The sequence below is a fragment of the Methyloceanibacter marginalis genome, from assembly GCF_001723295.1.
Lineage (GTDB): Bacteria > Pseudomonadota > Alphaproteobacteria > Rhizobiales > Methyloligellaceae > Methyloceanibacter > Methyloceanibacter marginalis.
The window spans coordinates 1-5,506 of sequence record NZ_LPWD01000201.1 but is presented as its reverse complement, the minus strand read 5'-3'; the positions used below and the strand labels follow the sequence as shown (position 1 = coordinate 5,506).

Below are 5,506 nucleotides of genomic sequence, written 5' to 3'. Positions count from 1 at the left end.
CAAATCTGATCCCGGCAAGTCGGATCACGGGCTGACGCTCTCCATCGCGACGCCGAGGGCGCTGACGCGCCTGGTGCGCCGGCCGCGCCTGCCCACGGTAGTGGAGCTGATCGCCGAGGGCGCGGTCGATCTCGAAGGCGGGACGTTGCTTGACCTGGCGGCGCGGGCCGATCGGGGGCCACGCGAGGATTGGCGAAGCGGTTGGACAAGACGCTTGCGATCCGCGCGCTCCTCGCCTTTCTGTCTTCGGGCCCGGGCCGGCGGCGGCGGCGGGAGGGCACGCCTATACCGGCGTGCAGGCCGCGAAACATGGCAAGGGCCGCGACGACAAGGCGCAAGTGCAGTTTCATTATGACGTCTCGAACGCCTTCTACGCGCTCTTCCTCGATCCGGAGATGGTCTATTCCTGCGCCTATTTCCGGGATTGGGAAGCGGACCTCGCCACGGCCCAGATTGCGAAGCTCGACATGTCTTGCCGCAAGCTGCGGCTCCGCCCGGGCGAGACACTGCTCGACATCGGCTGCGGCTGGGGCGGGCTGGTCTGCCATGCGGCACAGCATTACGGCGTGCGGGCGCATGGCGTCACGCTGTCGGAGGCGCAATTCGACTTTGCCACCAAAAAGGTCAGGCGGCTCGGTCTGGAGGACAGCGTCGCGATCGAACTGCGGGACTTCCGCGACCTGTCCGGCATCGAATTCGACAAGATCGCGTCGATCGGCATGTTCGAGCATGTCGGGCTCGACAACCGCGACGGCTATTTTCGCCACATCCGGTCCCTTCTGAAGCCGCGCGGCATCTATTTGCATCACGCCATCGCGCGGCCGATGAAGGCCACCGAGAAGAAGTTCCGCAAGGGCAGCCCGGAGTTCCGCGCTCTGGTGAAATACATCTTCCCCGGCGGCGAGCTCGACCATATCGGCGGCAGCACCGACGCGATGGAGCGCAACGGCTTCGAAATTCACGACACCGAAGGCTGGCGCGAGCATTACGGGCGCACCTGCCGGCTTTGGACGGAGCGGCTCTATGCCAACCGAGAGGCCGCCTATCGCGAGGCCGGAGAGGCGAAAACCAAGATCTGGCTGATCTATCTCGCCGGCTGCGCGCTGGCCTTCGAGCGCGGCACGGTCGGCATCTTCCAGACGGTGGCGACGAAGCGCGCACGCGGGGCCTCGGGACTGCCGCCGACGCGGGAGGATCTCTACGCCTGAGGAACGCCAGAAAATCGCGGCTGTCATCAAGCTGTCATCCACACGAGGACGTAAGCGCGTAGCTTGGGCGAGGAGATTGTCCTAGGTCGAACACCCGAGGGGGAGCCTTGAGACAGGGCCTCGGCGTCAGCGCAGTGATAGCAACGATCATGGCGCTCGTTTCAAGCGCGGCGGAGGCTTCGCCGCTCATGACGGGGCGCGCCCAGGCCGACTCTATTTCCCCGCGACTCTCGCTGCTCCACCGGGTCCTGATCTACGCCAAGGACGGGAGCACGAAGCTCCTCGACGGGCGCTGGAACCTGAGCCAGAGCGAGGCGAAGCTCGGCCTCAGGCTCTCACCCGACGAGACGAAACAACTGATGGCCTGCACGGGGCGGATCGTGTGCCACAAGCGCGGAGAAACGGTCTTCGGCTCCGCGTCGAGCGTGCTTCGGCCCGATCTTCTGGTGACGGCGAAGCACGTGTTCTCCAAAGGCAAAGGCGGGGCGGTGTCCTCGGGAAGCTGCAGCTTCCGCAGCTTCCTGCATAGAAATGTCGCCGTTCCGATCGTGATCGAGAAGGACCAGAGGAAGGGATATTTTCTGAACAACGAGGATTTCATCGTTGTCCGCCTCAAGCGCGAATTGAAGGACTGCGGTTCGTTCGCGATCAACAACGACAGGTTCCTGGCCGAGGGGGAAGAGATCTTTTCGGCGACCGCGTACCAGCGCAACAGCCTGAACAAAATCTCGCTCCGAGAGCCCGTGCTCGCCAAGGGAACGATCAGAAGCGTCTCCACCGGATTTTGGGGCGGGCCGCCGTTCTATTACGGCGAAATCGACCTCGACGAGGGCGGGTCCGGCGGCGCAGTTTTCGCGCTCGAGGATGGGCGCCCAGTGTCCGACAGCGACGGCCGCCTCGTCCTAAGGGGAATCTTGGTGGCCGTCGGACCGCGCGCGAAGACCGGCGCGCCCTATAGCGAGGACCGCAACTACACGATCATCGTCGGCCTTCAGGACGAGTTCAGGGAACTGGTCAAAGGCAAGGGTCATAGGTCCTTTCCGGTGGAACAGGCGCAATGTCTCGACGGCGGCGCGCCCAAGATCGATGTCGTTTCGGAATCCGTTCCATTGCCTCGGTCGCCGGCGCTTGCGCCTTTCCTTCATGAAGACGCGTGCAGCCGCGAACCGAACGCCGAGTGCACACAGCTCGCGAAAGAATTGAAAGAGCTGGCGAAGGGCATCGAGACGCTGGCCGCCACGTCGGCCTCATCGTCGCGGAAAAAGGAAAGCAAGCAATTCAAGCTGAAGAACGACACGAAGTGTCCGATCTGCTTCACCTATAACCGTTGCAACGGGTACGGATGCTGGGACGAAGTGGTGCGGGCAAGCGGCAAATCGACCCTTTTTGCAGGCGTGAGCGAGCGGGCGCCCGAGATCAAGAACCCGCAATTCTGCGCGTCGGGCGGGTTGCTCGCCGATTGGCGGCCGCCGCTCCCGCCGCTGAAGCCCGCGCTGCCGCCGCCTCTTCCGCCCAGAAAGCCGGGGCTGACGCTCGCTGTGGCCGACTCTGTCGCCTACGGCGCCGATTCCGAGGCCATCTTCTTAGCGGCCAAGGAGAAGGCCAAGCGCGAGGGCGTCTGGATGCTGACAGAAGAGGACATTCGCGGCTTGAGCTTGAGACAAATCTCCGAGCTGCGAGGTTACTGACGATCTGGCTAGTTGCCGAAGGCGCCACCGAAGCCCGGCGCGGACTCCTGCTTGGGTTCAGCCGGCCGATCGGGCGCCACTGGCTGGGCCGCCGGAGCAGGCTCCGGCTCAGGCGCTTGGGCGGCGGACTGAGCGTTCAGGGCCGGCGCTGGCGGGGGCCCTCGCCAGCGGGAGCGGCCTCCGGCGCGGTAGGCGGTGCTTCCTTCTTCTTCACGCCGAGCATCTGGCCGATGCCGCCGACCACGCCCTTGGTAATGGCGGTTGGGACGGCGACGCTTTTCTCCACGAGCCCGCCCTCACCCGTATCCAGCCCAAGCAAATTCGTGGGCATGGAGATCAAGCCGCCGCCGAGCTTGTCGAGCTGCTGATAGGCGGCGATCGGATTCTCCAGGACGCCGACAATATCGGGATAGATGGCGGGATTATCCCACGGCCCCGTGACGGCGATGGGCACGGGGAAGCCGAGCATGCTGTTCTTCCCGCTCTGACTCTCGACGCTCGCCAGCATGAAGGGATTGACGCGGAATTTGAGGCGCTGCGCGGGAATATCCACGGTGCCTTTGCCGCCGATGGAAACGAGAGGCCCCAGTAAGCGCAGATCTTCGGTCTGGGCCTGGCCGCCTGCGATCTGGAAGCCGGCGCCGAACTTCTTGAAGACGGTCTTGGCCTCCTCATTGAACTGCCAGCCGGTGAGAATGCCCGTGGTCAGGGTGCGCAGCATGTTGGCGACGTTGAGCCCGCGCAACGCGCCGTCGGTGAACTCGAACTTCGCCGTGCCGTTGAGGCTCGAGACCAAGGCCTGCTCGCTGTTGCCGCCGGCGGTAAGATCGGCGTTCAGCGCCGCCTTGCCTTCGATGGTTTGGAACTCCGCGACATCGCGCAGGAAAGGATAGGCGTCGAGCCCGGCGAGCGCGAGGGTCACACGATGGACCGGGGACGTGGCGCTCGCGTCGATCGAAAGCGCCAGCGATCCGCCGCCGCCATAGGCCTTGAGGTTCGGCGCATTGAGGCTGAGCTTGCCGCCGGACAGCGTGACCTTGACCGTCCCGGAAGCAATCCTGATTCTTTCATAAACGAAGTTTCGAGAGTCAGATCGACATCGGCATCGACGCCTTTCAGCGCCAGCACGCCGAGTTTCTCTGTTCTCCAGCCGAGACCGCGCTCGGTTGGGGCGGCCGCGGGTACGGGTGTGGGCGCTACGGGCGCGGCTGGTTCGGCCTCGCTCTTGGCCGGCGGCGCCACGGCGATTTCCGTCTCACCGCCGGGCGGCGGAGCCATGGGATTGGCGGCAGGAGGCGGCGCCGGCGCGGCGGCCTGCTCGCCTTCATTTTCTTGCGCCGCAGCCGCCTCGGCAGCCGGCTCGGCGTTTGCGGCGGCGCCCTGCCCGGTCGATGTCCCTGTCAGCGCCGCCTTGATGGCCGGCATGTCGCCGGCGAAATTCGCGGTGGCGGTGCCCGAGACTCTTTGACCTTCGAGATTGGCGCTGACCGGATCGAGGACCAGGATGTCGTCCTTGTAGGTTCCGTTCGCCGTGAGCGTGTAGGGCGCGGAAACAGCGGAAATGTCGCTCAGAACAAGCGTGTCGTTCTTATAGAAGACGCCCCCATTGACCGTTGCCTGGGCGGGAAGAAGGGACGGTGCATCGACGGCAAGCTTCACCGGCGCGGGCTCTCCCTCGAGAAGCTTTTCGATCCCGGCAATCGAGCCCGTGACCTTGGCGGGCTTTCCGTCGAGGTCGACGGTGACATCGAGATTGACGGTATCGTCCTGGTAGGTCGCGCCCCCGGTCACCGCACGGCCGCCGACATTCGCGGTGACGTCGCTCAGCGAAACCACATCGTCTGCGTAGGAGGCCGCGCCCGACGCGGTATCCTCGCCGGAGACGGCGTTGAATCGCGTGAGGGCGAAAGTGCCGTCTTTATATGTGGCGCTGGCCGAGAGAGTGGCCGGGGCCGGGAGATGATCCGGCGCGTGATGCCCAACTGAAGCGGTGTCTCGCCGCCGGCAAGGAACCGATCGAGGCTCCCAAGCGAGCCCGCGACGCGAAGCGGCTTTCCCTCGGGTGCGGCTTCGACATCTAAAGAGAGCTTGTCGTCCACAAGCTTCGCCGTCCCCGAGAACGGCGTCTGGTCGAACGTCCCTTGCGTGATGGCGAGCGTGTCGTCGGCATAGGTGGCGTTGCCGGTCAGCGCGTGCGGCCCGTACTGCGCCTTCAGCTGGGCGAGCTTGACGACTCCTGCCTTGCTGGAGGCCGCCGCGGAGACCGTGACCTGGTGCGGGAGCACGCCCGGCGCGCTGAGCACAAACCGGGCCGGGACCGGTCCGCCTTCCACGAAATGGGCGAAGCTGCCAATGGTCCCCGTGGCAGCGACGCGGTCGCCGTCATAGGTGGCGGACGCATCGAAGGTGAGCACGCCGTTGGCCTTCGGCAGCGACGCCTCGGCGTCGAGCGCGGTGATCCGCTCCCCCGGCGTGCCATCTTCGGACGGCGGCAGGATGACCGTCCCGTTGCGGACGATGAGCTTGTCGAGACTGAGATCACGAAGCCGCCTCGCGGGGACGCCTCTTCCGGACCGGCGCCCGGCGCCAGGCGCCTCACCCTCCGGCAGC

At 65.5% G+C, this 5,506-nt stretch carries 5 protein-coding genes; 2 read left to right on the top strand and 3 right to left on the bottom strand.

Annotated features, from left to right (window positions below; genetic code table 11):
• The first annotated feature begins 293 nt into the window (after positions 1 to 293).
• Complete coding sequence (locus tag AUC71_RS08335; RefSeq protein ID WP_244500860.1) at positions 294 to 1,208, top strand: SAM-dependent methyltransferase; 915 nt, start codon at positions 294 to 296, stop codon at positions 1,206 to 1,208.
• Positions 1,209 to 1,315: 107 nt separating this feature from the next.
• A complete protein-coding gene (locus tag AUC71_RS08330; protein ID WP_141701552.1) occupies positions 1,316 to 2,896 on the top strand; it encodes a S1 family peptidase in 1,581 nt (526 codons plus the stop codon).
• Between the two features lie 136 nt (positions 2,897 to 3,032).
• On the opposite strand, the gene AUC71_RS08325 is transcribed toward AUC71_RS08330, so the two are convergent.
• The 3 genes from AUC71_RS08325 to AUC71_RS19360 all read right to left on the bottom strand — a co-directional run.
• A complete protein-coding gene (locus AUC71_RS08325) occupies positions 3,033 to 3,926 on the bottom strand; it encodes an AsmA family protein (protein ID WP_244500861.1) in 894 nt (297 codons plus the stop codon).
• The gene (locus AUC71_RS21045; protein WP_069623892.1) at positions 3,815 to 4,732 is read right to left on the bottom strand and encodes an AsmA family protein; all 918 of its coding nucleotides are present in this window, start codon (positions 4,730 to 4,732) and stop codon (positions 3,815 to 3,817) included. Before AUC71_RS21045 ends, AUC71_RS08325 begins: the two co-directional genes overlap by 112 nt.
• A partial coding sequence (locus AUC71_RS19360) for an AsmA family protein (protein ID WP_158007760.1) occupies positions 4,720 to 5,506 on the bottom strand: 787 nt, incomplete at its 5' end. The genes AUC71_RS19360 and AUC71_RS21045, both read right to left, overlap by 13 nt.